Source organism: Deinococcus multiflagellatus (genome assembly GCF_020166415.1).
GTDB lineage: Bacteria > Deinococcota > Deinococci > Deinococcales > Deinococcaceae > Deinococcus > Deinococcus multiflagellatus.
In genome coordinates, this window is sequence record NZ_JAIQXV010000019.1 from 28,094 (window position 1) to 54,904 (window position 26,811).

Here is a 26,811-nt window from a genome sequence, read left to right on the forward strand (position 1 = left end):
CGTTTCAGCCGATCCCATGTTCGTCTCTCTTGAGGAGGTTTCCTGCCATGCCCCACGACGATGCCCCCGCCCCCAGCGCCCTGCCCCGCCGCGACGCCCTGCGTTTGCTGGGGGCCGCCAGTGCCGTTCTGGCCGCCGCGCCGCTGGCCCGTGCCCAGACCGCGCCGGCCACGGCACCAGCCGCGCCCGCCGCCCCTGCCATGCCCATGAACGGCAATGGCTTTTACCGTCAGAAAATCGGCGACATGACGGTGACCGTGGTCAGCGACGGCACCGCGCCGCTGGCCGCCGTGCTGCCCACCTGGGGCGCCAACCCGGACCGGCAGGGCGAATTCGCCGCCACCCTGGCGGACTACAGCGTGGCGGCCACCAACACGGTCAACCACTTCAACCCGGTGGTGCTGGAGATGGGCACCCAGCGCGTGCTGGTGGACACCGGGCGCGGCGGGGCGAACGGGCAACTGGTGGCCAACCTGCGCCGCGCCGGGATTGACCCGGCCAGCATCACCACCGTGTTCATCACCCACGGGCACGGCGACCACATCGGCGGGCTGACCACGGGCGGCGCGCCCACCTTTGCGGGGGCGCAGCATGTGATGGGTGAGGCGGAATACCGTTTCTGGACCACCCAGGCCAGCCCCAATGCGGCGGTGCAGGCCAACCTGATCGCCCTGAAAGACAGGTTCCGGCTGATTCAGGCCGGGCAGGAGATCGTGCCGGGCGTGACCAGCGTGGCGACCCCGGGTCACACCGCCGGGCACCTGAGTGTGCTGGCGGGCAGCGGCGCCGCCGGCGTGATGGTGCTGGGGGACGCCGCCGGGCATTTCCTGCTGTCCCTGAAACACCAGGGCGCCTACATCGGCTTTGACACCGACGGCGCGCAGGCCGCCCGCACCCGGCAGGTCATCTTTGACCGCATTGCCCGCGAGAAGCTGTGGGTGACGGGCTACCACTTCCCCTTCCACGCCATCGGCCACCTGCGCCGCCTGAACGCCCGGTCGTACGAGTACGAGCCGGCGGTGTGGAACTGGAGCTAAACAGGCAGAGGGCTCTGAGCCATGGGCCATGGGCTATGAGGAAAGGGCCCGTGGCTCAGGGTTGCTAGGGGCGGCTGGGCCGCCAGAAGGGGAGGCGCCGAAGACGCCTCCCCTTTGCTTTGCCAGGGGGTGGGGCCGCCGTCCTGCACGCGCTTGCCCACCCCTCATGGCTCATGGCCCAGAGCCCATAGCCCCTGTCTACACCTCGGCCACCTCAAAGCGCAGGCCCAGCTCGGCCACGCCGTCCTGGCCGTTGGGGTCGCGGCCGGTGACCACACCGTAAGCGGCCCTTTCGGGCGTGAGCCACGTCTCGGCCACGCGGCGCAGGTCGTCCAGGGTGACGGCCAGCAGCCGGGCCTTGTAGGCGGCCTGCACTTCTGGCGTGTAGCCGGCGTGGTCGCTGAACACGCGCAGCTGCCCGGCGGTGTCGGGGCTGGTCAGCGGGTCCAGCAGCTTGCTGGCCGAGAGAATCGCCTCGGTCAGCGTGCGCTCCTCGTGCACCCCGGCCAGGAACGCGCGGGCTTCGCGGAAGACGCCAAAGGTCCGGGCCAGGTGGGGATCGCGGTAGCTGCTCATGGCAAACAGGCCGGTCCGGGGTTCAAAGCTGGCGGCGCCGCTGTAGGCCCCGCCCTTCTCGCGCAGTTCGGGCAGCAGGTACTCGGCGCGCAGCAGGCGCGAGAGCACCAGCAGCGCCGGGCTGTCGGCGTGCGTGTAGGGCACAGTGGGCCACGCCGCCGCGTTGTACGACACGGGCGTGTCGGTGGTGCGGGCCTGCGGGGTGCGGGGGGCCAGGGCCGGGGTGGGCTGGCCGGCCGCGCCGCCGGGCAGGGCGGCTGTCAGTTCGCTCAGGTCCAGGGCCAGGTCGGCCTCGGTGGCGGTCAGCAGCAGCAGCGGCTCGCCCTGGCGGATCAGGGCCTGCAGGCGGGCAAACTGCGAGAGCAGCTCGTCCACTCTGTCCCCTTCCACAATTCCTTTCAGGGTCGCCAGCGCCGAGAGGCCACTCAGGCGTTCCTGCAGGGCGCCGGCCGGGCTCAGCTGGGCCTCGGCCAGCCGCTCGGCGTAAAAATTGCCGCTGCTCACCACACTGGATTTCAGTCCCGCCAGCCGCTGCTTGAGCAGCTGGTCCAGGCGCTCACGGGTGAATTCGGGGGCGGCCAGCAGATCGCGCAGCACCGTCACCAGTGCCGGGGCGTTGCGCGCCAGGGCCTTGCCGCTGAAGGTGACCGCCAGCCGCACGCGGCCCAGGTCGTCCGGGGCGTTGCCCACGCCCACGCTGGCACTCACGCCCCCCGTCACGGCTTCCAGGCGCCGGGCCAGCGCCGCGTAGTCCTGCCCGGCGGCGCCGCTGCGGGTGACCGCAAAGGTGTACAGCGGCAGCACGCTCAGCAGGTCGTCGGGCAGCTCGGGCAGGCGCAGGCGCAGGTCCAGGTAGCTCAGGCCGCCCGTGGGCTGCGGCGCGCGGGCCACGGTGACCCCGCCATTCTGCTCGGTCGTGTAGGGCGCGGCGGGCACAGCAGCGGGCACGTCGGCCAGGGTCAGGGTGGGCAGCACACCCGGATCGGACGGCTGGGCCTGCACCTCTTTCAGCCGGGCACTCTCGGCCACAATGCGGGCGCGGTCTTCATCGGTAAAGTTGGCGCTCAGGCGGGCAATCAGGGCCTGTTCATCGGCCTCCACCTGCGCGGCCAGGCCCGGGTCGGGGGCCAGTTCCAGGGTGACGCGGTGGGGGTTGGCCAGCAGGCCCTTGAGCATGGGCTCGAACACCGCCCCCCGGGCCAGATCGGCGCGCAGGGCGTTCAGGGCGTCGTCCAGCCGCAGGCCGGTCACCGGGTCGCCGCCGTGCAGCCACGGCCCCAGCAGCCGGAACATCACCTGAAGGCCGTAGGGCTGGCCCGCGTTGCTCACCTCTTTTTGCATGATCTCGAATTGGTGCAGGCTGCTCTGGATCAGTTCGGGGTCCAGGCCATCCCTGGCAATAGCGCCCAGGGTGTCCAGCACCAGGGTTTCCACAGCCTGCGCCTGTCCGGCCGGCAGGCCCTTCAGACCCGCGCCAAACGCCCCCTCGCGGAAGTTGTCGCGGTAGCCGCTCAGGTCACTCAGGGCGCCGCCCAGCCCAGATTCGATCAGGGGGCGGGTCAGGGGCGCGCCCGCGTTGCCCAGCAGCACGTCGCTCAGCACGCTCCAGCGCAGGTTCTGGTGGGGGTCGCTGCTGAGGCCCAGCTTCCAGGCCACCACCACCTGCGCGCCGCGCTCGGTGTCGGTGCCCGGGTAGGTCACCGTTTCGCGCCGGGGGGCGTCAAAGGCGGGCTGGTCGGGAATGCGCACGTCCAGCATCTGCGGCGAGAAGCGCGCCATCACCTGCGTTTCGATTTCCTGCAGGATGCGCTCCAGCGGCAACTGGCCGTAGGTGTAAAAGAACGCGTTGCTGGGGTGGTAGTGCGCGGCGTGAAAGGCGCGCAGGGCGTCGTAGGTGAGGTTGGGAATATCGCCCGGCGCTCCGCCCGAGTTGTTGGCGTAGGTCAGGTCCGGGTACAGCGCCTTGCCAAAGGCCCGCCACAGCACCGAGCCGGGGCTGGCCATCGCGCCCTTCATCTCGTTGTAGACCACGCCCTGCAACTTCAGCGGCGTGCTCGGGTCATCCGGCGTTTCAAACTCCAGGCGGTGGCCGTCCTGCCGGAAGCTTTCGTAGCGCATCAGCGGAAAGAAGGCCGCGTCCAGATACACCGAGAGCAGGTTGAAAAAGTCCTTTTCATTGCGGGTGGAAAAGGGGTAGGTGGTCCAGTCGCTGGCCGTCATCGCGTTCATGAAGGTGTTCAGCGAGCGCGGCAGCATGGAAAAGAAGGGGTCCGAGACCGGGTAGCGCTGGCTGCCCATCAGGGCCACATGTTCCAGAATGTGCGCCACGCCGGTGCTGTCCTGCGGCACGGTGGGAAAGGTCACGCCAAAGGTGGCGTTGTCGTCGGCGCGGATGACGTGGGCGTGGCGGGCGCCCAGCTCGTGGGTCAGCAGCACCAGCGTGCCCTGCATCTCGGGCAGCGCTTCCACACGCTGCACGGTGTAACGGCCCAGGCGCTCGCCCACACGCGGGGCAGCCGGAAGAGTGGCGGTCATGCGGGGCAGTCTAGACCAGGGGTTTGCCCGGAAACGCCAGATGCCTTGCGATTGGCGCGCGTGGGGCAGGCGGACAGCCGCACTTCACACCCCTGGCTCACGGTGCGCGCCGGGCCGGGCCGCTACACTGCGGCACATGACACATCACCGTCCCCTGGGCCGCGCGCTGCTGGCCCTGCTGGTGGCTGGCGCACTGGCCGGGTGCGGGCAGAGCCTTACCGGCACCTCCGCCACCAGCGGGCGCGACCCGCTGCAGTTCGTGGAGTCGCCGGCTGGCCTGGCGCCCGCCTATGTCAACGAGCCCTACGCGGCGCCCCTGACCGTCTCGGGCGGCGCGGGGCCGTACACGGTGCGGCAGGTGAGCGGCACCCTGCCCCCCGGCCTCACCCTGCAGGGCCAGCAGCTGAGCGGCAAGCCCACCAAGACGGGCAGCTACACCTTCACGGTGGAAGTGACCGATTCCACCCTCAGCACGAAAAGCCGGACCATCACCATGAACGTGCAGGACCTGCCGCCCCTGAGCCTGGCCCCCACGCTGCCCGCCGGGCAGATTCGCGGCGAGACCCGCATTCCGCTGACCATCACCGCGCCGCGCAGCGTGCGGGCGGCGCGCTTTGCCTGGGACCTGCCCGCCGGCGTGACCGTCACCCGCGTGCAGCCCGAGGGGGGCGACGTGGTGTTCTGGCGCCAGCAGGGCAGCCGCGTGGTGGTGGACCTGGGCTTTAAAACCGTGCCGCGCACCGGGGCCCGCGTGGCCCTGCTGACCGTGAAGCCCTCGGGCCCTGTGGCCCTGGCCACCCCCATCCTGGCCTACGAGGCCCGCGACGGCGACGGCAAGCTGCTCTCGCAGAAACTCTTCTCCGACGAGCAGAAGAAGCTGGACGACCAGAAGGCCGCTGAACAGAAAGCGGCGGAACAGAAGGCCGCCGAACAAAAAGCCGCCGAGCAAAAGGCAGCGGAGCAGAAAGCCGCCGCGACCGCGCCCGGCAGCGCCCCGGCTGGCACAGGAACTGGAACGGGCACCGGGACAGGCACGGGCACGCCTGTCTCCCCCGTGACCCCGGCCCCGGGAGGCGGCAAGTGAGGGCGTGGCTGCTGGCCGCGCTGCTGGGCACCGCGCTGGGCACCGCCTCCGTGGCAGCGGCCACCACCGCCCCCACGCTGAGCCTGGAGCAGCAGGCGAAGAAAGCCGAGGTGATCGTGCGCGCCAAGCTGGGCCCGGCGGCCGAGGTCAAGGTGGGCGAGCTGGTCTACGTGGTCTATCCCCTCACTGTCACCGAAACCATCGCCGGCGACCCCGCCCGGCTGCCCCAGCACGAGGGCGCGCCCGCGCTGTTCATCCTGAAAGACCTCGCTGACCTGCCCCCGCTCGCAGCCGGGCAGGACGTGGTGGCGCTGTTGTACACCGCGCGGCTGGACAGCCCCTTCGTGGGTTTCAACCAGGGCCTGTATGCCGTGACGGATGGCGCGGTCAAGGCCGGCACCATCACTGATCCGGTCAAGCTGCGCGAGGCCATCCTGAGCGCGCGGGGGCAGAAGTGAAGCGGGCCCTGCTGCTGGCCGCGCTGCTGCTGGGGGGGGCCCAGGCCGCCAGCGTGAAACTGCGCCCCCAGGGCGACGAGTTGACCCGCGCCGTCCGTGAGGCCCTGACGGCCCTGAGCACCCCTGAACTGCCCGTGACCCTGGACACCGGGGGCGGCGTCATCCTGGCGCTGGGCGGCGCGGCCCCCTTCAACCCGGATGTGGCGGCGCGCGTGGTCACCGTGAATGGCGAGCGGCGCATCGAATTCAACCCGCGCGGGCCGCTGCCGCTGCAGGACGCCCTCCGCGCCGAACTGGCCCGCGAACTGCGCCTGAGCGAGTGGACCCCCGCCGCCGCCCGCGCCCGCCTGAGCGGCGCCGACCTGAACGGCGACGGCAAGATTGACCTGAGCGACCTGGCCCTGCTGATGGCCAACCACGGCAAGACCACCCCGGTGGGCGACCTGAACAGCGACGGCAAGGTGGACGACGCCGACGTGCGCCTGTTCGCCGCGCAGTACAAACCCTGAACGCTGGCGGGCGGGGTGGGGCCGGGGGCGCGCACCTTTGCCGCCCCCCCGCCCCTGCTACGCTGCCGGGCATGACAGGTGACGACACCATTGACTTGCAGGACTTCCTGAAACTGCGTGGGCTGGTGGAAACCGGCGGCGAGGCCAAATTCCGCGTGCAGGGCGGCGAGGTGCGCCTGAACGGGGAAATCGAGACGCGGCGGCGCAAGAAGCTGCGCCGGGGCGACGTGGTGGAATACGCCGGGCACCGCGTCAAGGTGGACTGGTAAGCCGCGTGGGCGCTTACGAAGACGCGGTGTTGGATTACCGCCGCCGGAAGGATGAGCATTTCGCAGCCGGGGGTGGCCCGGTGGACGCCGCGACCTTCCAGGGCCTGAGCTACTACCCCCCGGATGAAGCCTGGGCCTTTACCCTCCCCCTGACCCTGCTCCCCCAGGACGCGGGCGCTGAATTCACCCTGGACACCAACACCGGCGAAACGCGGACCATGTCGCGTTTCGGTGAGGTGACCGTGCCGCTGCCGGGCGGGCAGTACACCCTACTGGTGTTTGCCGGGCTGGGTGAGGACCGCCCGGCGCGCGTCTTTGTGCCGTTCCGCGACGCCACCAGCGGCGCCGAAACCTACGGCGCGGGCCGCTACCTGGACGCCCCGGTGGACTGGCAACTGGGCGGCGACGGCCCGCTGGTGCGGCTGGACTTTAACCTTGCCTACCACCCCTACTGCGCCTACAGCCCGGCCTGGGTATGCCCCCTGCCCCCGCGCGAGAACAGGGTGCCCGAGGCGGTGCCGGTGGGGGAGAAGCTGGGGTAGGAGGGGAGGCGGGTTGCGGGAGGCGGGAAGCAGAAAAGGATGAAACCCGCAGCCCGCTTCCTGCACCCCGCGCCCCTACCTCGCCACCACGGCCACATAGACCGCCGGGACCCCAGCGGCCTGCAGGGCGTCCTGGCAGGCCCGCGCCGTTTTGCCGGTGGTGAGCACGTCGTCCACCAGCAGGACCGGGCCGGGGGGTAGCGGCACCTCACTGCGTTCAAACGCCCCCTGCAGGTCTTCGCGCTCGGCGGCGCGGCGGCGGGCCTGCTGGGGGCCGGCGCGGGTGCGGCGCAGGGCGGGCACGCACGGCACGCCCAGCTGGTCAGCCAGGGCGCGGCCCAGCAGCTCGGCCTGGTTAAAGCCGCGCCCCCGCTGCCGCGCCGGGTGCAGGGGCACCGGCACCACCGCCGCCACGCCCCAGCCCGGCGGCACCCCGGCCGCCAGCGCGGCGCCCAGCACCGGGGCCAGTTCGCGCGCGCCGGCAAACTTCAGGGCGCGCACGGCGCGGCGGCGCACCCCGGCGTAGGGGCCCAGGGTCAGCAGGTGGGGCCCCGGGTGCGGGCGCAGCGGGCTGTGCGCCGATACCTGCGCCTGCAACTGGGCGCGGCAGGGCCGGCACAGCCCCGCCTGCGCCCCCAGTTGCGCGCCGCATCCGGGGCAGGGGCGCGGGAGCAGCGAGCGCGCCAACCCCGAGAGCCCCGTCCACAGGGGCCCCGTCACGCGCTCAGCTCGTCCAGAAAGAGGGGCGGGCGGGTGGCCTCGATGCGCTGCCACGCCGCCTGCAGGCCGTCGGGGTCCATCATGGGGGCGGCCAGGGCAAAGCAGGCGAGGTGGTGGGCACACACCTGCGCCACCCCCACCTCGCCCAGCCGGGCGCGCTCGGCCGGGGTCAGCAGCGCGGCGAAGGCGGCCGGGTGCCCCAGTGCCGGGTGGCCGCCTTCGCGGATCGCAGCGCGCAGGAAGGCCGCCACCTCGGACGGGTTCAGCCAGAAGCCGAACATCAGCTGATCCGACAGGGCGTCCAGCCGCCGCATCCGCCCCGGGTCCAGGCCCTCGCGCACCAGCCGCCGCGCCAGGTCCTGCCGTTCCAGGCGCAGGGCCGCGTACCCGGCGAGCGACAGCTGCTCGCCCTGCGGTGTCACGCGGCCCCCCACCGCGCGGCGCAGGCGGTAGGCCAGCACGTATTCCTGGTACTCGCGCAGCATTTCGGAAACGGGCGCGCTCACGGGGCCACCGGAAACGACGGGGGGAGAAAGCGCACTGGGAGCCTGCCCATCACGCGCCCATTCTAGGGCGGGCGCCGGCGGCCCGCCGCTGGGGTTCTCCTCATGCGCGCCGCATCTGGCCGGGGGCGGCCGTGGGGCGGCGCGTGGCCTGGGATGAAGGGCACGGACTTACGCCAATGCGCCGCGGTCCATGAGGGGGGCCTGGGGCCCCCACACGCCCCTTTCACGCCCGTCCAACACAGGCGGGTCATGCTCGCTGCACCCACACGGGTCAAAGCAGCGGGGACAAAGGCCACGGGCCCGCCTTCTAAGCTGAGGGCACACGTTCGTCTCTGGTCCCCTGCCGCAGGCCGCCCCCGGTCTGGGCGCCCCTCCGCCCTGGTCTGCTCGCCCCCTTTCCCACCTTGCCAAGGAGACCCATGCACCTGCTGCGCCGCGCCCACGAATTTGAATACCGCTCTGGCCAGGGCCGGGACGAACTGGGGCTGGCCGACATCTGGGCCGATGCCGGGGCCACCCGCGCCGTGGTGGTGCTGCGCGGGATTCCGCCCGCCGAGGCGCAGAGCGCCCTGAGCGCCCTGGACCACAGCGCCCTGCCCTACCTGCTGCGCCCCGACACCCGCGTGCTGGTGCTGACCCTGCGGCCCTGCGCGCTGGGCCAGAAGGCCCGCGCTGTGGTGCTCCCGCTGAGCGCATAGGGGCCCCCGGCGCCCGCCCCTACTCCAGCACGAAGCGCACGCCTTCTTCAAAGGTCACGGCCGTCACCTGGGCGCGGGGCAGCACCTGATTGCGCCGCCACGGCATCCACTCGGTCTGGCCCCCGGCGCTGCGCAGAAAGCCGCGCACGCCCACCTCCACATACCGGGCGGGGCCACCCAGCAGCGCGGCCAGGGCGGCGCGCACCGCTCCCGGGTCGCGCAGCGGGCCAGTCAGGCGCGCAGACGGCACCCCGGCCGCCGGGTCAGGCGTGGCGGCCGGGTCGGCGTGCAGCGGCGAGGGGTGGGGCCGGTAGAGGTCCACCGTCAGCCCCTCCAGGGCCAGCAGGGCGGCGCGCGCCTGCGCTTCGGGCAGCGGCTGGGCAAAGGCCACGTGGATATCCAGTTCAAAGCCGCGCACGCCCTTGTCCGTGCGGGTGGAGGTGGGGCCCGTCATGCGCCCGCGCTCCGTTCCAGCGCGCGGCGGTGCCCGGCCAGATGGGCCGCCACCATCCGCGCCCAGTCCAGGGCGTCCAGCTCGCCAAAAAAGGGATGCCACAGGGTGCGTCCCGGCGTGGGGCGCAGGTCGGCGGTGGCCGCTTCCAGGGCCGCGCGGCCCTGCGCCCAGCGGGCCGGCCACTCGGCCCAGGCCAGGCCTGTCTCGCTGGGGCGGGTGTGGGGGGGTGCCACGCGGCGGCCTTCGGGGCTCAGCTCGCCGGGCGTCTGGGGGGCCGGGCGCACCTCGCGGTCCGAGAGCAGCAGGGCCAGCACCCGGGTAATGGACTCGTTGATCAGGGCCACATGCTCGGCTTCCTGGGCGGGGGTCCAGTCGCGGCCCGGCTGCACGCGCGTCCAGTCGGTCTCACGGCCCCGCAGATGGGCCTCAAAGGCGTCCAGTTCGCTCCGCAGGCGCGTGTGCACGGCCGCCGGGGTCTCGCCCATGGGGGCCAGCGCGGCGCGGTCCAGGTGGGGGGTGGTCATGGGCGCCAGTGTACGCCGGGGGGCCTACGTCCCCAGCCCCCGGCTGAAGTCCGTGATGGCCGCCCAGTCTGGACGGTCAATCAGGGGGTTGCGGTTGCCCTGCAGGACAAAAATGGCGGCGTTGCGGTGGCGCTCCCAGTCGCCGGGGGGCTGCGCCGCGTGCCACGCCAGCAGGGTCTGCAGGTGGCGCGGCGCGTACTGGCGCACCACGCCGGGGTAGCGCAGCAGAAAGTACAGCGTGGCGCGCGCCGCCGCGCCCTTGCCGGCCGCCGGCTCAAATTCGCCGGGCTCGCGCCGGCCGCAGTCGCCCCGCACCACCTCGTCGTGGTCGGGAAAGTCGAAGTAGGGCGTGTTGCCCCGGAAGGCATTGCAGGCGGGCTCGCAGGCAAACAGGTGGTGTAGGTCGCCGCGCATGGGCTCGCGCCGGGCAAACCACGACTGCGGCACCACATGCTCGCAGTTGTAGGGCAGGGCGTCTTCCAGGGCGGCCACATCCAGGCCTTCCTGGGTGGCCAGACGGGCGCGGCGCTCGGCGGCCGAGCGGTCGGCGGCGATCAGTTCGGCGGGGCTATGCACCCGGCCGGAATACAGGCTGCGCAGCAGGCCGTCGGGCCACAGGTCCACCCAGGGATACAGGTGCCGCGCCGGATCGTAGCCCAGAGGGCGGGTGTGGGTGCGGGCCAGCACCTCACTCAGGGCCTGGAAGCGCTGGGGCGGGGTCAGGTCGGGCCCCACCCCGGCGAAATAATCGGCGGCCTGCGCCGCATCGTCCGGGTCCAGGTAGGGGCGGGTTTCGGGCACGGGGGCTGGGGCAGGCGGGGCCACCTGCAGGCTCAGGGTCACTGGAAAGGTCACGCGGCCGTCAGGCGCTGGGGTCACGGTGCCCAGATGAATGGCCCCCGGGCCGGGTTCGCCCCGCTCCTGGCGCGGCGCCGGGCGCGGGGCATTGAGCACTTCGCTCAGCAGGGGCGAGGCGGCCTCGGGGCGGGCGCGCAGATCGGCCACCAGGCGGCTGATGCGCACGCCCTCGTTGGCGATCCAGTCCAGCTCGGTGTCGGGATCGTTGGGGCTGGCCACGCGGCCGTCGCGGCGCAGCACGCGGCCCTGGGCGTCGGTGCGCGGCACGCCGCTGTGGTGCAGGGCCACCACCTCCCAGGCGTCGTTAAACACCGGGCTGCCGCTGCTGCCGGGGGCGGTGTCGGTTTCGTAGTGCAGAAAGTCGGGCAGGCGGTCCACCAGCCGGTTCTCGCGCAGGGCCACCTGTTTGGGCTCGCCGCCAGGGTGCTGAATGATGCTCAGCGCCTCGCCCACCACGTGCTTGTCCGGGGCGTCCAGCAGCGGCAGGTAGCCGAACGGCTGCGTCTCGCCGCGCACCGCCACCAGGGTGTAGTCCAGCGCCTCGCTCGTCACGAACAGGGTGTCCGGGTCCAGGGTCAGGGTCACGCGCTCCCGCAGGGTGCCGTCGGGGCGCAGCTCGTAGCCAAACTCTGCCTGCGCGCCCCGCGCGTCCTCCGGGCTGCTCAGCACGTGGTGGTTGGTGACCAGCACGCGGGGGCTGCACAGCCAGCCGGTGCCGTACCCGGCCGGGCGTCCCCGGGCGCCGCCCAGCACCACCCGGGCCACGGCGTCGGCCGCCGCGCGGGCCAGGTCCAGGTAGGCCACCCCCAGCAGGTCGTTGGTGCCCAGCAGGCGCTCCAGGTTGTGCCGGGTCACGGTGGGCAGGTGCTCGGCCACCTGGGCCGGCTGGCGCTCGCCGCTGGCCAGCGCCTGGGCGTCGGGCAGGGGCACGCCCAGCCGGGTCAGGCGGGCCGCCAGGCGCTCGGGGGTGTCGGCAGCGCCGGTTCCCTGCACGTCCAGCCGTTCCAGCCGGGCCCGCCGCTGCCCTTGCCGAAGCTCGAAACGGGCCTGGGTCGCGCGCAGCACCTCTGGGGGAATGGTCATGCGGTCAGCATAGCGGGTACGGTCAGAACAAAATCAGGCACCGCCTTTTGAGCAGGGGCAAATCAGTGGGTGTCGGCGGGGTCCGGGGCCTGTCCGGGGCGCAAGCAGGCCAGTTTCACGCTGTCCCAGCGCTGGCCCTGCTCAAGAGGCGGCCCTGGGGAATGCGGGCGCACTCGGTGTAACCCGCGCGCTCAGCGGCGCGCATCAGCCGCCCGTTGCCGCCCCAGGTGGTCAAGGTCAGGACATGGGCGTCCGTCTCGGCAAAGGTGGCGGCGGTCCACAGCCGCAGCGCCTGGGTGCCCAGCCCCCCGCCCCAGTGCGCCGGGTCGAAGATCAGCACGCCCAAGTCCCACCAGCCGCCGCCTGCGGGCGCTTCCTCGCTGCGCGACACCTGTCCCACACACTGCCCGTGCAGGTCCAGGATGCGCAGGTGGGGCGAGGGTGGCTGGTCCTCGGCCCGCGCCACGAACGCCGTGAGGCTCAGGTCGGAGGGAGGACGGGCCGCATGAAAATACGGCGCGTCCCACTGCTGCCACGCCGGGGCCTGCTCGGCGTGCATCCAGCGCCACAGCACGGCCAGATCATCGGGCTGGCGCCCACGCAGCCGCAGGTCAGAAGGAGACATGGGTCAGACTTTAGAGGGCGCGGCGAGCTTCGGTGGCTGCATCTGAGGCCCCCGCGGTGAGGCCCATCAGCCCCACCCGGCTTTTCCCCAGTCCCTCTATACTGCGGGGCGTGCTTGTTGCCGCCCAGGACGCCAGTAAAGACTACGGCCCGCTCACCGTGTTGCAGGACGTGTCCTTTGCCGTGCAGCCCGGCGACCGCGTGGGGCTGGTGGGCCGCAACGGCGCCGGCAAAAGCACCCTGCTCAAACTGCTGACCGGCGAACTGTCCCCCGACGGCGGCGTGATCAAGCGAGGCCCCGGCGTGCGCGTGCGGGCGCTGCGCCAGGACCCGGTGTTTCCTGACGGCGCCACGGTGGACAGCGTGCTCACGGCGGCCTTCCACGACCTCGACGCCCTGGAGGCTGAACTGCAGGAAGCAGCCGAAGCCATGAGCCTCGGCACCCCCGAGAGCATCCTGCACCACGAGGCCGTGCTGGAACACTACGCGCGCCGCGGCGGCTTCGAGCGCCGCAGCCGCAAGGATGCTGTGACCCTGGCGTTCGGCTTCCGGGGCCGCGAGCACGACCCGGTGGCCGGGCTCAGCGGCGGCGAGCGCACCCGGCTGGGGCTGGCGGCCCTGCTGGTGGAAAACCCGGATGTGCTGCTGCTCGACGAGCCCACCAACCACCTCGATATCGTGATGGTGGAGTGGCTCGAAGCCTTCCTCAGCCGCTACCCCGGCGCCGTGCTGGTGATCAGCCACGACCGCGCCTTTCTGGACAACGTGACCCGCGAAACCGCCTACCTGCGCGGCGGCACCCTGAAGGTGTACCCGGGCAACTACTCCACCTTCCGCGAGGTTCTGGCGGCCGAACTGGAACAGCAGGCCGCGCGGCACGCGGTGGAAAGCCGCCAGATTGCCTCCTTGCAGGCCAGTGCCGACCGCATGAAGATCTGGGGCCTGGGCATGAGCAAGCTGGCCCGCCGCGCCAAGGCCATGCAGGCGCGCGTGGACCGCATGCAGGCCCGCGCCGTGGGCGCCCCGCCCCCCGAGCAGCGCACCACAAGAATCACCTTCCATGCCCCCGAAAGTGGCGACGTGGTGCTCGACGCCCGGCACATCACCCGCACGCTGCCGGGCGGACGCACCCTGTTCCGCGACGTGAACCTGCAGGTCCGGCGGGGCGAGCGCATTGCCATCATCGGGCGCAATGGGGCCGGCAAAACCACGCTGCTGCGCGCGCTGCTGGGCCTGGACCCCAGCGACGACCCCCGGGGCCGGGTGCTGACCGGCGCCCGCGTAACCGTGGGCTACTACGATCAGGCCCTGCGCGGCGTGGACCCCTCGCAGACCCTGTACGACGTGGCGCGCGCCTACACCCAGAAAGACCCCGAAGCCCACGACCTGCTGGGCACCTTTCTGTTTCCCTACGACCAGCACGACAAGCCGGCCCGCATTCTGTCGGGCGGCGAGCGCGCCCGGCTGGCGCTGCTGAAACTGGCCCAGGAAGACCACAACCTGCTGGTGATGGACGAGCCCACCAACCACCTCGATATGGAGATGGTCGAGGCCCTGGAAGCCGCCCTGGACGACTTTGGCGGCACCCTGATGATGGTCAGCCACGACCGCGCCTTTATTGAGGGGCTGGCCGACCGCATCTGGCTGCTGGAGGACGGACAGTTTTACGAGTATCCCGGCTGGGAGGACTACAAGGCCAAGCACCGCCCGGCCCCTGTGGAAGAGGCCCCCAAACGCCCGGCCCCCCCCAGCGCCCCCAAAGCCAAGGGGCTGTGGCACCTCAAGCGCGAAGTGGAAGCCATTGAGGCCGACATTGCCCGCCTGGAGACCGCACTGGAACAGGCCCAGGCCGCCCTGGGCGCGGCTGGCCCAGACGCCGATTTTGCCGCGCTGGGGCAGGCCGCGCATGACCTGGAGGCGCAACTGGAAGCCCAGATGGGTGCCTGGGCGGCCAAGCAGGCGGAAGTGGAAGCGCGCGGGGGCTAAGGACCTCGCCCCTCCCATTTCAACGTTTCATACGCCTTCCGAAAAATTCCGTAATACGTTACGGAATTTTTCCGACCGGACTGATTCAGCTGCGCAGCAGAGGGAGAGGGAAAAAATACGGATTTCCGGGAATTGGGCTGGCACAGCGCCGAAGGCGGGGAACATCCAGTTCTTTTCTGGATGTGACGGAAATGGACGGCAGTCCGTATCAGAAGAGCGCCGAAACGTTTCCATGCTCGGGGCGAGGTCCTTGTTTCGCCTCTCGCTCTGCGACGCAGCTGTTCCAGCCCGCTCGGTTGATCTCAAGATCAACAGCGAGTGACTGAGCGCTCCGCACTTCTGGACAGCGGGGCACACGCCCCCACGGTCCAGGCTTATCCTGAGCAGCAGAGTCAGGATTATGCAGAGCCCCCAGACCCACCCGACCCAGACGCCCACTGTTCAGGACGCGCACGCCCGCTCACTGCAACTGGCGGCCGAGGCGTACCTGGCCCACAGCCATCCGCGGGCGCCGCTGCGGCTGGACCGGGTGAACCTGCACGGCGTGGTTTACCGCAGTGCGCCGGACCCAGCCGCCCTGCGCCTGAATCGCCCGCTGGCCGAAGAAGTCGTGATGGTGGCGCTGGCGGCGGGCGAAGCGGCGGCCCTCAGCGGCGCCGGGGCCATGACCGCAGGCCGCGACGCCCGCATGCTGCTGTCGTGCGCCCTGACGGACCCCGACGAACTCGACACGCTGGACGCCTACCTGGGTGTGCTGCGGGGCCGCGCCCGCTCGCGGCTGCGCCGGGCCTGGAGCGAAGTAGAGGTGCTGGCCGCAGGCCTGCGTGAGCACGGCGAACTGGACGCCGCCCAGGTGGCCCACCGCGTGGCCTGCGCCCAGGGCATCCGCGCCAGCCTGCTGAACTGAGGGCAGCCCGCCGGCCCGGCGCAGCCCCAGCTGAAGATGAGCCGGCCATGAGCCGGTGGTGGCGGTGTGCGCCCACACGGGCCTGGTCCACACTGGAAAATGCCGCTTGGGGCCGCCGCGCACCGGGCAACGCAGCGTAAGCCCATCTGTGCGCTCGGATTTTGGAGCCTCCCTTTACCTTGCAGGCTGCCTCACGTTGCCCCGGCGGCGCAGGGGGCAGCCTGGGCACACGGAGGTTTCACCATGAATGACCGCGAACCCCAGAGCATGGTCAGCCGCTGCGACGCCACCACCTGCCGCTTCAACGACGACATGAACTGCACCGCTGGCCAGATTGAGGTCAGCCTGAGTGGTCAGACCGCCCAGTGCCTCACCTTTACGCCCGAAGGGGGCATGAGTGACAGCTACGGCATGACCGCCGAGAACAACTGACCAGCGTCTTTTGGGGGCCGGGCACGAATGCCCGGCCCATTCTCTTGTGGGCCACCAGGTTCTGGATGGATGAGGCATGGGGTCCTTCAGGCGTGGGCTGCCCGTGGCCCTGTGTGGGGCAAAAGAGGCCGGTGCCAGCCTCTGCATCCACGCCCTGTTCGGGGTGAACTCAAGGGGCCGCCAGTCGGGGCAGCGAGGTGGGCGCAGCCGGTGCCCAGCCATGCAGGCGCCCCAGGCACCCGTGGGCAAACCCCACCGCCTGCGCCATCTGTTCCCGGCGCCGGGCCCGCGCGGCGCGGTGCTGGGCGAGCAGCAGGCCAAACAGCGCTGCGTCCTCGTCACAGGGCAGCCCAGCGGCGGCCGCCACCTGGGCCGCCGCGGCCCAGCCATGAAAGTACGCGGCGCTGGCCACGTCCCACGCGGCGGGCACGCAGGCGGCGTCCCCAAAATCCAGCAGGGCCGCCAGTCGCCCGCCGCGCCAGATCAGCTGCCCGGCGTGCAGGTCGGTGTGGCACACCCGGGTGGGGGCGCCAGCGGCCCGCTGGAACTCGGGGGTCAGGGCGTCCAGGTGCGGCTGCAGGCTGCGGTCGGCCTGCACCAGCGGTTGCTGGTCCAGCGGCAGCGGCCCAAAGGGCCAGGCGCTGGGCAGACGTGAGCGCACCCCCGCACCCGGGTCCTGGGCTTGCCCCTGCAGCACCCGGGCGTCATCGGCCAGCAGACCATGCCCGCTGTGCGGCAGGGCGTGTAGCACCCGCAGCGCACGCCCCAGGTCGGCCCAGCCCTGCACACTGGGGGGCTGGTGGTCGCCGCCCAGCAGGATATCCACGCAGTAGGTCTGCTCGCCGCGCAGCACCCCCGCCGCCAGCACCGGGGGCACCGGCACCCCCTGGGCGGCGAGGCGCCGCTGCACCTGGGCTTGCACGGTCAGCCGGGCCTCAGGGCCCAGGGCCATGCGGGCCACCCGCCGCCCGTCACTAAAGGCCAGACAGGTCGCGCCGCGTCCCAGGGGCTGCGCGCCGGGCCCCAGCAACAGGCGGGCATCGGCGAGCGCCTGCGCCTCAGCGAGCATGGATCACCGCCGGCCGCTGGAGATCTGTGTAGTCCAACACCAGGCCCGCGTGCGCCTCTGGGGTCGCGGCGGCGAAATACAGGCGGTGCCCCTGCACGTAGCGGCGGTTGCTGGGCGCGCATGGGTCCGGCGAACCATACCCTGGGCCCCGCGCCGCGCCCCGGGGCACCGAGACCTCGAACGGCACCCGCAGAAACACCGAGTCGTCCCAGAAGGCCCGCAGCTCCGGCCGGTGCAGAAACAGGCCGTCCACGATCAGCAGGCTGCCGGCTGCGGCAGTCTGGGCCGGCTGCGCCACCGGTTCGTCGTGCTCCACATCAAACACAGCCGGGCGGTACTGCAAGCTCCCGCCCGGTGAAAGGGGCAGCAGGAGTTCCCGGTGCAGGGCCTCCAGATCGTAGGAATCCTCGTAGAAACCCTGGGGTGAGGCCCGGCCCTGGCGATAGCGCACGGCGCGGGGGTGATGAAAATCGTCGGTGCTGGCGCGGATGACCGCGCGGCCCCCGGCCCGCAACTCGCGGGCCAGCTCATCGGCCAGCGTGGTCTTGCCCGCACCGTCTACGCCGTCGATCGCCACGCGCAGCACCGGGCGTGCGGGCTGAGCGGCCAAGCGGGTCACCAGCCACGACAACAGCGCCTGCCGGGTCGCGTGGGCCCGCAGGTTTGGAGGGGGAGCGCGCATCAGATTTTCAGGTCGCCCTTCTCGGTCACGTTCAGGCCCTGCGCCACCTCGCGCGAGGCCTGCTGGCGTTCGCGGTCCAGGTAGGTCTGGGCCTGCGCGACTTCCCGGTCCAGCACGCCCATGGTTTCGCGGAAGCGGTCCAGGGCCTGCTGCCGGTAGGCGCTGATGGCGTCCAGCGCGCCGTACACGTCGCGGAAGGCCGCCTGGATAATCTGCGGGTCCACGGTGGCGCTGCCCGCCTGCCGCTGAATTTCGGTGCTCTGCTGCTTGAGCAGCTGCGCGGTCGAGCCAATCATCTTGCCGGTGGTGTCGTTCAGGGCCGTCACCTGCCCCAGCACCGCCTGCTGGGTGCCCAGCGCCTGCGAGACCATCAGGGCCGTCTTCAGGGCGCTCACCGTGGTGGTGGTGGCGCGGTCCACGCCCTTGATCAGTTCCAGGTTGTTGCGGCGCACAAGGTCCAGCGCGAGGTAGCCCTGAATGCTCACCGCCAGCTGGGTCAGCAGGTCGGTCACGCGCTGGCGCACGGCAAAGAGCAGTTCCTCGCTCACCATCCGGGCCTTTTCCGGGTCGGTGGCCTGCAGTTCATGCAGGCGCTGGGTCAGGGCCTCGTCCACGGCCTTGCCCACATGGGCGTACTGCCGCAGCTTCTGCATGGTGTCCCACAGGTGCACCTTCTCGGTTTCAATGGTGGCGTTGTCGCGCCGCAACTCGTCCTGGCCGCGGTACAGGGCCTCCAGAATGCCGTTCAGGTGGCTCTGGGCACTCTGGTACTTGTCGAGGTGACTCTGTACCTTGCGCCCGCCGGGCAGCTTGCCGAACAGGCGCCGGGGCGTGGGCGCGCGGCTGGGGTCCAGGTCTTCGACCGTGCGGCGCAGGTCCGTCAGACCGCGCAGGATGTCGCTGCCTTCGGCCAGGGCGCCCGCGCGGGTGGCGCGCAGCGGCCGGTCCAGCATGCGGTTGCTGCTCTGGGCGGCGGCGCGCTGTTCGGGCAGGCCCAGTTCGTGGACCGCGTCGAGCTTGCGCTTGAATTCCGGGGTGTGGGTGCCCGCCGACAGCACGTCCTGCGCGAAGGCCTGGGCCATCTGTTCCAGCCGGGCGCGGTCTTCAGGCGACAGCGGCACCATCTCGGGGGCCTCCTGGGCCTGCACGGGGGGCACGGCCTCCGGCGCGCGAAGCATCGAATCGGGGGGCGTCAGCGGGCCGCGGGGGTCACTCATGCCTTCCATTACGCCGCGCGGCGGCGAGCGGTTGCATCCGGCAAAAGGCGCATGCGCTGGGGTTGACACGGCGGGGGCCCGGGCAGACCTGGCCCGCCGCCGCCGCCCAGTTGTCCAGAAGCCAGACCCGCACCAAGCCCCACCCGTTCAGGAAGGGGAGGCGCCGCTTCAGCCAGAGTGCTTGCAGGTGGGCGGTTCAGATCAGGACGACAGCGGCAGCGCCAGCCGTTTGAAGCGGCAGTCCTGCCAGAACTTCACGAAGTGGTCCACCTGGGTCAGAAAGCCGGGGAAATCCTTGCTCTTGACCATATAAGAACTGGCAAACAGATTGTAGGCCTGCGCCACGTCATCGGGGTTGTCGGACGTGGAGAGAATCACCACCGGCAGATGGCGCAGTCCAGGATCAGAGCGAATGGCGGCAATCACCTCAAAGCCGCTCATGCGCGGCATGTTCAGGTCCAGCATCACCACGTCCGGCAGGGGGCGGCCGGGGGTACGCAGCCAGGCCAGCGCCTGCACGCCGTCTTCACACAAGCTGATCTGCACCGTGCCCGCGTGTTCCTCAAAGGCTTCCTGGGCCAGCAGACGGTCGGCCGGATCATCGTCGATCAGCAACACGTGCAGGCGGGAAGATGTGCTGGTCATGGGATAAGTCAGTGTAACGTCTACACCAACCGCTCAGATTTCGGCCGTGTCAAGTCTAAAACGGGCTTTATGTTTCTCAAGAAGAGATCAGCTGGGCGTCAGGAACCTGACGAGGGGCGGGAGGTTCGGCGTGGCGGCTGAGGCGGCACCGCCTATGGGCAACCCAGAGCATGGGTGGCGCGTTCGTCTGTTTTGTTGGGTCCTGCCCGCTGGAAAGGTCCCGGGATAGCTTCAGCGTGGTGGCGAACCTACGCTGAGCCCCGACGCGCCCGCTTTTCGGCCTCAATCGCCCGCTGCAACTCCTGAATCTGGCGGAGCATGCCCAGCTGTTCGGCTGGCGGCGCACCGGCCACCTGCTTTTTCAGCAGGTCCACCTCGGCCCGCAGCGCGTCAATGCTCAGGCCCACCTGAATGTCGTCCACCGCCGCCGCCGCGTAGGCGGTGACCTTCTGCTCGTAGTGCTGGCTGTTCTCGCGGCCAATGGTGCCGGCGTCGCGGCCCTCGAACATCAGGCGAATAAGCAGCTGTTCTTCGGGCTGGCCCCGGAAGACCTCCAGAATGTCGTCGGGGCTCTGGGCGCCGCGCGCGGCCAGCATCACCTTGCGCACGGCCTCGTTGCGCCAGGGCATGGAGCCGTCCAGCTTGGCCAGCAGCGTGGGGTCCACCAGCAACTGCTTGAGCAGCGCCAGTTCGCGGTCTTCCTCGTGGCGCGCGGTGCTCATGCCCGCCAGGTGCGTGTCGGTCAGGGTGCGGCGCTTGGCCTTGCTGGCAATCCATTCCAGCAGCGCTTCGGGGCGGATGCCCAGGGTTTCGCAGGCGGCGGCGCGCACGCCCTCGGCAATCTCGTCCAGGGGGTCCAGGTTCTGCATGCGCGGCAGCAGTTCCATCAGAATGCGGCGTTTGCCCTCGCTGGTGGTGGTGCCGTGCTTTTCAATGGCCGCCTGCACGCGGTAGCGCACCTCATCCAGACCGCTCGCCAGGGCGCGGCGCAGGCTCTCGTCGTCGCCGGCCAGCAGGGTATCGGCGGGGTCCTTGCCGCTGGGCACGCTGGTGGCGCGCACCCGGAATTTGGCCCCCACCACCTGATCCAGCCCCGAGAGGGTGGCTTTCAGGCCCGCCTCGTCGCGGTCAAACAGCAGCACGAGGCTCTGGGCACCCAGGCGTTCGAGCAGCGCGGCGTGCTCAGCGGTCAGGGCGGTGCCCAAGGACGCCACCGCCCCGGTGAAGCCGTGCTGGTGCATGGTGATCACGTCCATGTAGCCTTCCACCACCACCAGTTCGGCGCCGCCCCCCAGGCCACCCCGGGCCTTGTCCAGCCCGTACAGCAGTTCGCCCTTGCGGAAGGCCTCGGTTTCCGGGGTGTTCAGGTACTTGGGCTTGCTGTCGTCCAGCACGCGGCCCCCAAAGCCCACCAGCCGGCCCAGGTGGTCGCGGATGGGAAACATCACCCGGGCGCGGAAGCGGTCGTATATGCGCCCCGACTCCGGGTTTTCCGTGAGCAGGCCAGCCTCCAGCAGTTGCTTTTCGCCCACGCCCTTCACGCGGGCATGTTTCAGCAGGCCGTCCCAGCCGTCCGGGGCAAAGCCCAGCTCGAAGGCGTCAATGGTGGCGGGGGTCAAGCCGCGCCGGGCCAGATAGTCGCGGGCGGCGGCGCCCTGCGGGCCGGCCAGCCCCTCGCGGAAGTACGCCAGGGCAAAGGCGTTCACGTCATACAGGTCGCGGCTGCTGCGTTCGCCGTACTTGGCTTCCACCTGCACGCCGGCCTTTTCGGCCAGCTTTCGCAGGGCGTCCCCAAAACTCAGGTTTTCGGTGCGCTGCACAAACGAAAAGACGTCGCCGCCTGCCTTGCAGCCAAAGCAGTAGAAGTAGCCCTGCTCGGTGTCCACCTGAAAGCTGGGGCTCTTTTCCTTGTGAAAGGGACACAGGCCCTTGAGGCGGCCCTTGCCCGCCGGGGTGAGGCGCACATACTCGCCCACTACGTCCGCGATGTTCAGCCGCGAACGAACCTCCTCCTTGGTGCCGATGTGTCCTCACCCCCCTGGGCGCCGCCCGATAGACGACCAGTGTACCCCCGGCGCTGCAGTTCCGGCTAGAGGCCAAAAGTGACCGCTGGGACAGCAAAAAATGGCGGCCGTCTGTCAAGACTGTGCAGGGCGGCGTTCCCCCGACATGACCTTCTCTGAAGGCCCCCCTCATCCCCCCCGGGGCCGGGCAGGACAGGCTGGAACCCATGACCCAGTACAAGCTGAGCCAGCGCGACACCACCCACGGCCCCGACGGCGAACACCACCTGATTCGCGGCCAGCACGCCAGCATGCGCCTGTGGCACCGAGAGGAACCCCAGGGCGACAAGCCCGACACCCGCGCCGAGTACGAGACCCTGGGCTACGTGATCTCGGGCCGCGCCGAGCTGACGGTGGACGGCGAGACGGTCACGCTGGAGCCGGGCGATTCCTACTACGTGCCCATGAACGCGCCGCACCACTACCGCATTCTGGAAACGCTGACGGCCGTGGAAGTGAACACGCCGCCCACGGGCAAGTAAGGGGCCAGGGCCCCGGGCCGCGCGGAGGGTCCCTCTGGCGCGGCCCTTTGCCTTGTGCGGGCCCTCATGAACCCCCCTTCAGCGCGGCGTCACCCCACGCCTCAGCTTGAGGCGGCACGCTGGGGCGCATGAGCGACCAGACGGGACAGCCCCTGGCGGGCAAAGTGATCGCCATTCTCGCCGCCGATGGGGTGGAACAGGTGGAGCTGGTGAAACCCCGGCAGGCCCTTGAAGCGGCCGGGGCCACCACCCACCTGATCAGCCTGAAGCCGGGCCAGATTCAGAGCATGGAAGGCGATCTGGTGCCCAGGGAGAAGTACGACGTGGACCACACGGTCACGCAGGCCAGCCCCAGCGACTACGACGGCCTGCTGCTGCCCGGCGGCACCGTGAACCCCGACAAGCTGCGCCTGGACGCTTACGCCATGCAGTTTGTGCGCGCCTTTTACGACCACGGGCAGCCCATTGCCGCCATCTGCCACGGGCCCTGGAGCCTCAGCGAAACCGGCATTGCCAAGGGGCTGAAGATGACGGGTTGGCCCAGCCTGAAGCACGAACTGGGGCTGGCGGGCGCCGAGTGGGTGGACCAGGAAGTCGTGGTGGACCGGGGCATTGTGACCAGCCGCAAGCCGGACGACCTGCCCGCGTTCATTGAGAAGATGATCGAGGAGTTTCGGGAAGGGGACCACAGCAGCAAGCGGTGACAGGGGAGAGGCGGGCGCCGGGGGAGGGCGGCCCGCCTTTTGGCTGCATACCTGAGTTTGTGATGGGTTGAAAGTGCTGTGCTGGACGGCGTGAATCGGGTGGGTGTGTGGGGCTTGACGCCGGGTGCATACCGGGGTATCTTGGTTTTATCACCGCCTAAGAAGGCGGGTTTTTTGTTTTGGGCTGCGGCTTGCCCCACCCCCCAGCCCCCTACCCCAAAGGGGAGACGACTTCGCCGCGCAGGGCGGCCTGCGCGTTGCCGCTGGTTCGACTCACGCGCCTGGAACCTGGTTACAGGGGGAGCGGCGCTGCGCTAGGCAAGAGTTTCTACTGAAGTCGGCTGGCTCGCTCCATCCAGTAACGTGTCCGGCCTCGACGCCATCCTCCGAACCCGCTGGAAGGCCCGGACGCTGCGCGTCCAAGGGCTGGCGGCAGTTGGCAGCAGTTCGAATGTTGGGAACGCTTCGGGCGGCTGATCTACTTTTTTAAACGGCGAATCGTGACAACGCGCTGCATGGGTTGCTCGTCGGCGCCCACATGGCCCGTAGGCGAAACACTTCCATGATCCGTTCCTCGTGCGTACGGTCACGCCATTCGGCTAAAGCTGTGGGCTCGATGCTTCGCCTCAGGTCCCAGCAGGCAGCGGCTTCCTGGCCTTCGCCTCGTGCTTGGCCCATTGCAGCGCCGCCCAGAGGTCCACCCCAGTCACCGCCACCACCGAGGCCAGTGCCACCCCCGCATTCGCGCGCTTGGGGTTGGTGGCGCCCAGCGCCGGCAGCAGCGTGGCGATGTCCAACACGTCCCCGGCCACCCGTGCCCACAGCCATTTGCCGGTGCCGGTCTGGGTCAGCAGCGCGGTGCCGACGCCAATCTCCCGCGCCCCATACAGGCGCAGCAGCCCTTCTCGACCCTCCATGCCCAGCGTGCGGGCCAGGGCCCCCGGCGCGGCAGCTTCCAGCCCGCCCAGGCCCAGGCTGAAGTACCCGAGAAAATTGGTGACGCGGTTCAGGGCAGTGGTTGGGGAGGGGGTCGTCATGGGGGCATGATCGGTGTGGCGGGTGAAAAGCGGAGGGGGAGCAGATTGACGGCGTCCTCAAAAAACTGGCCGCCCCACGAGAGAACGCTCAGGGCCTGTTAAAGGCTGCCCCTTGGCGTGCGGCAGGCCACAACGAAAAACAACGGCTCCCAAACTGAGGAACCGTTGCAGGGTTAAGGTCTTGGGGTGGTTTACGCCTCGACGTAGTCCTCCACCGGCGGGCAGGAGCACACGAAATTCCTATCGCCGTACACGTTGTCCACGCGGTTCACGGCGGGCCAGTACTTCCACGCCTTCTGCGTGCCCGTGGGGTAGGCCGCCGTTTCGCGGCTGTACGCTCGGTTCCACGCCTCGTCCATCAGGTCGGCCTGGGTGTGCGGCGCGTGCTTCAGCGGGCTGTCCCCAGCGGCGATCAGTTCGTCCTGCACGTCCTGAATCTCGCGGCGAATGCCCAGCATGGCCTGAATAAAGCGGTCCAGCTCGGCCTTGGGCTCGCTCTCGGTGGGCTCGATCATCAGGGTGCCGGGCACCGGGAAGCTCATGGTGGGGGCGTGGAAGCCGTAGTCCATCAGGCGCTTGGCCACATCTTCCTCGGTGATGCCCGTGGACGCTTTGAGCGGGCGCAGGTCAATGATGCACTCGTGCGCCACGCGGTCATTGCGCCCGGTGTACAGCACGGGGTAGGCGCCTTTCAGGCCCTGGGCAATGTAGTTGGCGTTCAGCAGCGCCACCTGCGTGGCCTTTTTCAGGCCCTGCGCGCCCAGCAGGCGAATGTACAGGTACGAGATGGGCAGGATGCTGGCGCTGCCGTAGGGCGCCGCACTCACAGCGCCGGTCTCGCTCTCGTTGACCGCACGCACGACGTGGTTGGGCAGGTAGGGCGCGAGGTGCGCCTTCACGCCAATGGGGCCCATGCCGGGGCCGCCGCCCCCGTGGGGAATGGCGAAGGTCTTGTGCAGGTTCAGGTGGCTCACGTCACTGCCGATCAGGCCGGGCTTGGTCAGCCCCACCTGGGCATTCATGTTCGCGCCGTCCAGGTACACCTGCCCGCCGTGCTGGTGAATCAGCTCGCAGGCCTCGGTCACGCGCTCCTCGTACACGCCGTGGGTGGAGGGGTACGTGATCATCAGGGCGCCCAGGTTGGCGCTGTGCTTTTCCGCCTGCGCCTTCAGGTCGTCCATGTCGATGTTGCCGTCGGCGTCCGTTTTCACCACGACCACCTGCATGCCCATCATGGCGGCGCTGGCGGGGTTGGTGCCGTGGGCGCTGGCGGGAATCAGGCAGACGGTGCGGTGCGCTTCGCCGCGCGCCTCGTGGTACTTGCGGATCACCAGCAGGCCCGCGTATTCGCCCTGGGCGCCGCTGTTGGGTTGCAGGGACACGGCGTCGTAGCCGGTAATGTCGGCCAGCCACGCTTCCAGTTCCGCCAGCATCTCGGCGTAGCCTTCGGTCTGGTCGGCGGGGGCAAAGGGGTGCAGCTGTCCGAACTCGGGCCACGTCACCGGAATCATTTCCGTGGTGGCGTTCAGCTTCATGGTGCACGAGCCCAGGGGAATCATGCCGTGCGTCAGGCTGTAGTCCTTGTTTTCCAGGGACTTGAGGTAGCGCAGCATGCCGTGCTCGCTGTGGTGCGTGTTGAACACGGGGTGTGTCAGGTACTCCGTGGTGCGCTTCAGGGGGGCGGGAATGCCGTCCACAAACTTGTGCTGGTACTCCGAGAGCACCTTGAATTCCTGGCCGTTGTCGTTCTGGCGAGTTCCAGCAATAACTTCAATCAGGTCTTCCACATCGGCAGGTGTGGTGGTTTCATCCAGGCTCACCGATACCAGCTCGCCCTCGTAGCGGAGGTTGATGCCTTTGGCTTCTGCACGGCTGCGGATGGCGGCGCTGTCGCCCTTGAAAGACAGGGTGTCGAAGAAGTTCTGATTGACGACCTCAACCCCAGCCTCTGTCATAAAGCGGGCGAGAATGCCTGTCAGCACATTCACACGCTCCGCAATCGTCCGAATGCCCTTGGGCCCGTGGTACACGGCATACGCAGCCGCCATGTTCGCCAGCAGCGCCTGCGCGGTGCAGATGTTGCTGGTGGCCTTTTCGCGGCGGATGTGCTGCTCGCGGGTCTGCATCGCCATGCGGTAAGCCGTGTGCCCGCGCGCGTCCTTGCTCACGCCGATCACGCGGCCGGGCATGGAGCGCTCGAACGCCTTCTGGCAGGCCAGGAACGCCGCGTGCGGCCCACCAAAGCCCATGGGCACGCCAAAGCGCTGGGCGCTGCCAATCACGATGTCGGCGCCCATCTCGCCCACGGGTTTCACCACGGCGCTCGCCAGCAGGTCGGTGGCCGCAATCAGCAGGCCCCCCGCCGCGTGCACCCGCTCGGCAATGGGGGAGAGGTCGTGCAGCTCACCGAAGGTGCCGGGGGTCTGCACCAGGGCGGCAAAGGTGCCCTCGGGCAGCTCCGCGTCGGCGGGGCCCGTCACCACGTCGTAGCCAAAGTATTCGGCGCGGGTGCGGATCACGTCCAGCGTCTGGGGGTGCACGTCCTGGGCTACATACAGGGTGTTGCCCTTGCTCTTGCCCGCGCGCTTGGCGAGGGTCATGGCCTCGGCGGCGGCGGTGGCCTCGTCCAGCAGGCTGGCATTGCACACCGGCATGGCGGTCAGGTCCATGATCGTCTGCTGGAAGTTCAGCAGCATTTCCAGGCGGCCCTGCGAAATCTCGGCCTGGTAGGGGGTGTAGGCGGTGTACCAGCCGGGGTTTTCCAGCAGGTTGCGCAGGATCACGCCGGGCGTGTGCGTGCCGTGGTAGCCCATGCCAATGTACGAGCGGAAGACCTTGTTCTTCTGCGCTACGGCCTTCAGGTCGGCCAGCGCCTGCGCTTCGGTCACGGGGCCGCCCACGTTCAGCGCGCCGTCAAAACGGATGCTTTCCGGCAGCGTGGAGTCGCTCAGTTCATCCAGACTGCCCACGCCCAGCACAGACAGCATCTGGGCCTGTTCAGCGTCGGTGGGGCCAATATGGCGGTCGGTGAAGTCAGCGGTTTGCAGCAGGTCGGTCAGGGGGGTTCTCGGGTGATTGGGGGTCATGGGGACTCCTGGGAGGGGCTCTGG

General features: G+C 70.0%; 26 protein-coding genes. 12 read left to right on the forward strand and 14 right to left on the reverse strand.

Features of this window, described 5'->3' with window-relative positions; translation table 11 throughout:
• Positions 1–47: 47 nt before the first annotated feature.
• On the forward strand, positions 48–1,037 hold the full coding sequence (locus tag K7W41_RS18135; RefSeq protein WP_224611604.1) for an MBL fold metallo-hydrolase: 990 nt from the start codon (positions 48–50) through the stop codon (positions 1,035–1,037).
• Between the two features lie 198 nt (positions 1,038–1,235).
• Here the strand turns inward: K7W41_RS18135 and K7W41_RS18140 are convergent, their stop codons facing one another.
• The gene (locus K7W41_RS18140; protein WP_224611605.1) at positions 1,236–4,148 is read right to left on the reverse strand and encodes an insulinase family protein; all 2,913 of its coding nucleotides are present in this window, start codon (positions 4,146–4,148) and stop codon (positions 1,236–1,238) included.
• Positions 4,149–4,284: 136 nt separating this feature from the next.
• Here K7W41_RS18140 and K7W41_RS18145 point away from each other — a divergent pair, with 136 nt between their 5' ends.
• The 5 genes from K7W41_RS18145 (at position 4,285) to K7W41_RS18165 (ending at position 7,010) form a co-directional block, all read left to right on the forward strand.
• Entirely contained in the window at positions 4,285–5,232 is a 948-nt protein-coding gene (locus tag K7W41_RS18145; RefSeq protein WP_224611606.1) for an Ig domain-containing protein, read from the forward strand.
• Complete coding sequence (locus K7W41_RS18150) at positions 5,229–5,690, forward strand: hypothetical protein (protein WP_224611607.1); 462 nt, start codon at positions 5,229–5,231, stop codon at positions 5,688–5,690. Before K7W41_RS18145 ends, K7W41_RS18150 begins: the two co-directional genes overlap by 4 nt.
• Positions 5,687–6,199 (forward strand): hypothetical protein, encoded by a 513-nt coding sequence (locus K7W41_RS18155; RefSeq protein WP_224611608.1) that lies wholly within the window; start codon positions 5,687–5,689, stop codon positions 6,197–6,199. The genes K7W41_RS18150 and K7W41_RS18155 overlap by 4 nt, the downstream gene beginning before the upstream one ends.
• Positions 6,200–6,270: 71 nt before the next feature.
• On the forward strand, positions 6,271–6,468 hold the full coding sequence (locus K7W41_RS18160; RefSeq protein WP_221089407.1) for an RNA-binding S4 domain-containing protein: 198 nt from the start codon (positions 6,271–6,273) through the stop codon (positions 6,466–6,468).
• A gap of 5 nt (positions 6,469–6,473) precedes the next feature.
• A complete protein-coding gene (locus tag K7W41_RS18165) occupies positions 6,474–7,010 on the forward strand; it encodes a DUF1684 domain-containing protein (protein WP_224611609.1) in 537 nt (178 codons plus the stop codon).
• 75 nt (positions 7,011–7,085) lie between these two features.
• Here the strand turns inward: K7W41_RS18165 and K7W41_RS18170 are convergent, their stop codons facing one another.
• Complete coding sequence (locus K7W41_RS18170; protein ID WP_224611610.1) at positions 7,086–7,730, reverse strand: ComF family protein; 645 nt, start codon at positions 7,728–7,730, stop codon at positions 7,086–7,088.
• Complete coding sequence (locus K7W41_RS18175; RefSeq protein ID WP_318010922.1) at positions 7,727–8,236, reverse strand: hypothetical protein; 510 nt, start codon at positions 8,234–8,236, stop codon at positions 7,727–7,729. The genes K7W41_RS18170 and K7W41_RS18175 overlap by 4 nt, the downstream gene beginning before the upstream one ends.
• A gap of 419 nt (positions 8,237–8,655) precedes the next feature.
• Between K7W41_RS18175 and K7W41_RS18180 the strand changes: the two genes are divergently transcribed.
• Positions 8,656–8,934 (forward strand): hypothetical protein, encoded by a 279-nt coding sequence (locus K7W41_RS18180; RefSeq protein ID WP_224611612.1) that lies wholly within the window; start codon positions 8,656–8,658, stop codon positions 8,932–8,934.
• Between the two features lie 19 nt (positions 8,935–8,953).
• On the opposite strand, the gene K7W41_RS18185 is transcribed toward K7W41_RS18180, so the two are convergent.
• The 4 genes from K7W41_RS18185 to K7W41_RS18200 all read right to left on the reverse strand — a co-directional run bounded on the left by K7W41_RS18185 (position 8,954) and on the right by K7W41_RS18200 (position 12,478).
• A complete protein-coding gene (locus K7W41_RS18185; RefSeq protein ID WP_224611614.1) occupies positions 8,954–9,388 on the reverse strand; it encodes a hypothetical protein in 435 nt (144 codons plus the stop codon).
• The gene (locus K7W41_RS18190; RefSeq protein WP_224611616.1) at positions 9,385–9,912 is read right to left on the reverse strand and encodes a DinB family protein; all 528 of its coding nucleotides are present in this window, start codon (positions 9,910–9,912) and stop codon (positions 9,385–9,387) included. Before K7W41_RS18190 ends, K7W41_RS18185 begins: the two co-directional genes overlap by 4 nt.
• A gap of 24 nt (positions 9,913–9,936) precedes the next feature.
• Positions 9,937–11,853: an endonuclease gene (locus K7W41_RS18195; protein WP_224611618.1), complete on the reverse strand. Its 1,917-nt coding sequence runs from the start codon at positions 11,851–11,853 to the stop codon at positions 9,937–9,939.
• A gap of 115 nt (positions 11,854–11,968) precedes the next feature.
• Positions 11,969–12,478 carry a GNAT family N-acetyltransferase gene (locus K7W41_RS18200; RefSeq protein WP_318010923.1) on the reverse strand — a complete coding sequence of 170 codons (510 nt, stop codon included), beginning with the start codon at positions 12,476–12,478 and terminating at the stop codon, positions 11,969–11,971.
• A gap of 110 nt (positions 12,479–12,588) precedes the next feature.
• On the opposite strand from K7W41_RS18200, the gene abc-f reads away from it, so the two are divergent.
• The 3 genes from abc-f to K7W41_RS18215 all read left to right on the forward strand — a co-directional run bounded on the left by abc-f (position 12,589) and on the right by K7W41_RS18215 (position 15,802).
• Positions 12,589–14,463 carry a ribosomal protection-like ABC-F family protein gene (gene abc-f / locus K7W41_RS18205; RefSeq protein WP_224611619.1) on the forward strand — a complete coding sequence of 625 codons (1,875 nt, stop codon included), beginning with the start codon at positions 12,589–12,591 and terminating at the stop codon, positions 14,461–14,463.
• 400 nt (positions 14,464–14,863) lie between these two features.
• Complete coding sequence (locus K7W41_RS18210) at positions 14,864–15,370, forward strand: hypothetical protein (protein WP_224611621.1); 507 nt, start codon at positions 14,864–14,866, stop codon at positions 15,368–15,370.
• Positions 15,371–15,613: 243 nt separating this feature from the next.
• Positions 15,614–15,802, forward strand: coding sequence for a DUF1540 domain-containing protein (locus K7W41_RS18215; RefSeq protein ID WP_224611624.1), 189 nt, complete (start codon positions 15,614–15,616; stop codon positions 15,800–15,802).
• Positions 15,803–15,971: 169 nt separating this feature from the next.
• On the opposite strand, the gene K7W41_RS18220 is transcribed toward K7W41_RS18215, so the two are convergent.
• The 5 genes from K7W41_RS18220 to dnaG all read right to left on the reverse strand — a co-directional run bounded on the left by K7W41_RS18220 (position 15,972) and on the right by dnaG (position 21,439).
• Complete coding sequence (locus K7W41_RS18220; protein ID WP_224611626.1) at positions 15,972–16,871, reverse strand: aminoglycoside phosphotransferase family protein; 900 nt, start codon at positions 16,869–16,871, stop codon at positions 15,972–15,974.
• A complete protein-coding gene (locus K7W41_RS18225) occupies positions 16,861–17,553 on the reverse strand; it encodes a nucleoside/nucleotide kinase family protein (RefSeq protein ID WP_224611632.1) in 693 nt (230 codons plus the stop codon). Before K7W41_RS18225 ends, K7W41_RS18220 begins: the two co-directional genes overlap by 11 nt.
• The gene (locus K7W41_RS18230; RefSeq protein WP_224611634.1) at positions 17,553–18,770 is read right to left on the reverse strand and encodes a toxic anion resistance protein; all 1,218 of its coding nucleotides are present in this window, start codon (positions 18,768–18,770) and stop codon (positions 17,553–17,555) included. Before K7W41_RS18230 ends, K7W41_RS18225 begins: the two co-directional genes overlap by 1 nt.
• A 201-nt stretch (positions 18,771–18,971) precedes the next feature.
• On the reverse strand, positions 18,972–19,415 hold the full coding sequence (locus tag K7W41_RS18235) for a response regulator (protein ID WP_224611636.1): 444 nt from the start codon (positions 19,413–19,415) through the stop codon (positions 18,972–18,974).
• Positions 19,416–19,663: 248 nt separating this feature from the next.
• Positions 19,664–21,439, reverse strand: coding sequence for a DNA primase (gene dnaG / locus K7W41_RS18240; RefSeq protein ID WP_224611734.1), 1,776 nt, complete (start codon positions 21,437–21,439; stop codon positions 19,664–19,666).
• A 206-nt stretch (positions 21,440–21,645) separates the two neighbouring features.
• Between dnaG and K7W41_RS18245 the strand changes: the two genes are divergently transcribed.
• Complete coding sequence (locus K7W41_RS18245; protein ID WP_224611638.1) at positions 21,646–21,960, forward strand: cupin domain-containing protein; 315 nt, start codon at positions 21,646–21,648, stop codon at positions 21,958–21,960.
• 128 nt (positions 21,961–22,088) lie between these two features.
• Positions 22,089–22,664 (forward strand): type 1 glutamine amidotransferase domain-containing protein, encoded by a 576-nt coding sequence (locus K7W41_RS18250; RefSeq protein ID WP_224611640.1) that lies wholly within the window; start codon positions 22,089–22,091, stop codon positions 22,662–22,664.
• 626 nt (positions 22,665–23,290) lie between these two features.
• Here K7W41_RS18250 and K7W41_RS18255 read toward each other — a convergent pair.
• Positions 23,291–23,701 (reverse strand): hypothetical protein, encoded by a 411-nt coding sequence (locus K7W41_RS18255; RefSeq protein ID WP_224611642.1) that lies wholly within the window; start codon positions 23,699–23,701, stop codon positions 23,291–23,293.
• Between the two features lie 191 nt (positions 23,702–23,892).
• Positions 23,893–26,787, reverse strand: coding sequence for an aminomethyl-transferring glycine dehydrogenase (gene gcvP / locus K7W41_RS18260; protein WP_224611644.1), 2,895 nt, complete (start codon positions 26,785–26,787; stop codon positions 23,893–23,895).
• Positions 26,788–26,811: the final 24 nt, after the last annotated feature.

Bases quoted from the DNA above. Each gene is read 5' to 3' on its own strand.
- K7W41_RS18135 (WP_224611604.1), top strand. From the start codon at position 48: ATGCCCCACGACGATGCCCCCGCCCCCAGCGCCCTGCCCCGCCGCGAC.
- K7W41_RS18140 (WP_224611605.1), bottom strand. From the start codon at position 4,148: ATGACCGCCACTCTTCCGGCTGCCCCGCGTGTGGGCGAGCGCCTGGGC.
- K7W41_RS18145 (WP_224611606.1), top strand. From the start codon at position 4,285: ATGACACATCACCGTCCCCTGGGCCGCGCGCTGCTGGCCCTGCTGGTG.
- K7W41_RS18160 (WP_221089407.1), top strand. From the start codon at position 6,271: ATGACAGGTGACGACACCATTGACTTGCAGGACTTCCTGAAACTGCGT.
- K7W41_RS18180 (WP_224611612.1), top strand. From the start codon at position 8,656: ATGCACCTGCTGCGCCGCGCCCACGAATTTGAATACCGCTCTGGCCAG.
- K7W41_RS18185 (WP_224611614.1), bottom strand. From the start codon at position 9,388: ATGACGGGCCCCACCTCCACCCGCACGGACAAGGGCGTGCGCGGCTTT.
- K7W41_RS18190 (WP_224611616.1), bottom strand. From the start codon at position 9,912: ATGACCACCCCCCACCTGGACCGCGCCGCGCTGGCCCCCATGGGCGAG.
- K7W41_RS18195 (WP_224611618.1), bottom strand. From the start codon at position 11,853: ATGACCATTCCCCCAGAGGTGCTGCGCGCGACCCAGGCCCGTTTCGAG.
- K7W41_RS18200 (WP_318010923.1), bottom strand. From the start codon at position 12,478: ATGTCTCCTTCTGACCTGCGGCTGCGTGGGCGCCAGCCCGATGATCTG.
- K7W41_RS18210 (WP_224611621.1), top strand. From the start codon at position 14,864: ATGCAGAGCCCCCAGACCCACCCGACCCAGACGCCCACTGTTCAGGAC.
- K7W41_RS18215 (WP_224611624.1), top strand. From the start codon at position 15,614: ATGAATGACCGCGAACCCCAGAGCATGGTCAGCCGCTGCGACGCCACC.
- K7W41_RS18220 (WP_224611626.1), bottom strand. From the start codon at position 16,871: ATGCTCGCTGAGGCGCAGGCGCTCGCCGATGCCCGCCTGTTGCTGGGG.
- K7W41_RS18225 (WP_224611632.1), bottom strand. From the start codon at position 17,553: ATGCGCGCTCCCCCTCCAAACCTGCGGGCCCACGCGACCCGGCAGGCG.
- K7W41_RS18230 (WP_224611634.1), bottom strand. From the start codon at position 18,770: ATGAGTGACCCCCGCGGCCCGCTGACGCCCCCCGATTCGATGCTTCGC.
- K7W41_RS18235 (WP_224611636.1), bottom strand. From the start codon at position 19,415: ATGACCAGCACATCTTCCCGCCTGCACGTGTTGCTGATCGACGATGAT.
- K7W41_RS18245 (WP_224611638.1), top strand. From the start codon at position 21,646: ATGACCCAGTACAAGCTGAGCCAGCGCGACACCACCCACGGCCCCGAC.
- K7W41_RS18250 (WP_224611640.1), top strand. From the start codon at position 22,089: ATGAGCGACCAGACGGGACAGCCCCTGGCGGGCAAAGTGATCGCCATT.
- K7W41_RS18255 (WP_224611642.1), bottom strand. From the start codon at position 23,701: ATGACGACCCCCTCCCCAACCACTGCCCTGAACCGCGTCACCAATTTT.
- gcvP (WP_224611644.1), bottom strand. From the start codon at position 26,787: ATGACCCCCAATCACCCGAGAACCCCCCTGACCGACCTGCTGCAAACC.